Origin of the sequence: Streptomyces durocortorensis, assembly GCF_016901035.1 — a bacterium.
GTDB classification, from domain to species: domain Bacteria; phylum Actinomycetota; class Actinomycetes; order Streptomycetales; family Streptomycetaceae; genus Streptomyces; species Streptomyces durocortorensis.
Genome location: NZ_JAFEUF010000511.1, coordinates 1 through 1,127 on the forward strand (window position 1 = coordinate 1; position 1,127 = coordinate 1,127).

A 1,127-nucleotide genomic window follows, 5' to 3' on the forward strand; every position below is an offset into this window, starting at 1 on the left:
GTGGTGGGGGTGCGGGGGTTCACCGGTCGATTTTAGGGGGTTTCCCCCGCTGGTCCTCCATGGGAAGGAGCCGCCCGCCTCGGGGGAGGAGCGGGCGGCTCCTGGCTCAGAGGACGGCGATACCGAGGGGCCGGTTGCCTGCCGTCAGGCGGACGGGCTCGCTCTCCTCGTCGGCCAGGTCGACGACGGTGATCCCGTTCCAGTAGCCGTCGCGGGTGAAGCCGCCGGTGACGTACGCCGTGCGGCCGTCCGCCGACACCGCCACGTCCTCGTGCGGCCCGTCCAGCGGGACGACCCGTTCCGCACCGCCGGGGGCGCGGACGGTGAGCGAGGGATCCTCGTCGCCCGAGCCGATCGGGCCGGTGCCGACGACGAGGAGGGTGCCGTCGGGGGCGAGTGCCGCGCCGTGCTGGTGGGTGTTGGCCGTCATCCGCTCGATGGTCACCTTCCCGGTGCGCGGGTCGAGCACGGCCAGCCGCTCCCCCTCGAAGGGCAGCAGCAGCTTGCCGTCGGCGGGGCGTACGACGGCGTAGTGCGGCTTCAGCCAGGAGCCGAGCCCACCCTCGGTGCCGTACGGGGCGACCTCCATGCGCCGGGTCTTCAATGTGTCCGCGTCGACCGCCGTCACGTCGAACGAGTCGTGGTCGGTGGCGTACGCCTCGCGGCCGTCCGGTGAGACGTCCACGTCGAAGGGGCGCATGCCGACCGGTGCGGTGCCGGTGACCTCGCGGGTCGCGGTGTCGATGACCTCGACCGTGCCGTCCTCGCCGGGCACGTTGACCCCGACGTAGACGTGGCTGCCGTCCGGGGCCAGGGCTATGCCCATGCCGCCGCCCCGGTACTCGCCGGTGGTGACGGGGCCGGACTCCGTCTCGTACGGGATGAGCGCCGGCCGGGTCCGCTGCTCGGTGTCGACGACCGCGACGCCCTCGGCGGTGGCGACCCAGGCGCGTCCGTCCTCGCCGACGACGAGTCCGTAGGGCGCGGTGCCGACCTTCACGGAGGCGATGGGTGCCCCGCCCTTGCCGGAACCGTCCCGGCCGGGGTCGACGAAGGTCACGGTGTCGCTGCCGAAGTCGGCGACGAGGAGGGTGCCGTCGGGGGTGCGGCCGGAGGGGGCGCGGGAG

General features: G+C 74.0%; 1 protein-coding gene. It reads right to left on the minus strand.

The window, feature by feature from the left end; translation table 11 throughout:
- Positions 1-106: 106 nt before the first annotated feature.
- A partial coding sequence (locus JS521_RS35810; RefSeq protein ID WP_205087011.1) for a YncE family protein occupies positions 107-1,127 on the minus strand: 1,021 nt, incomplete at its 5' end.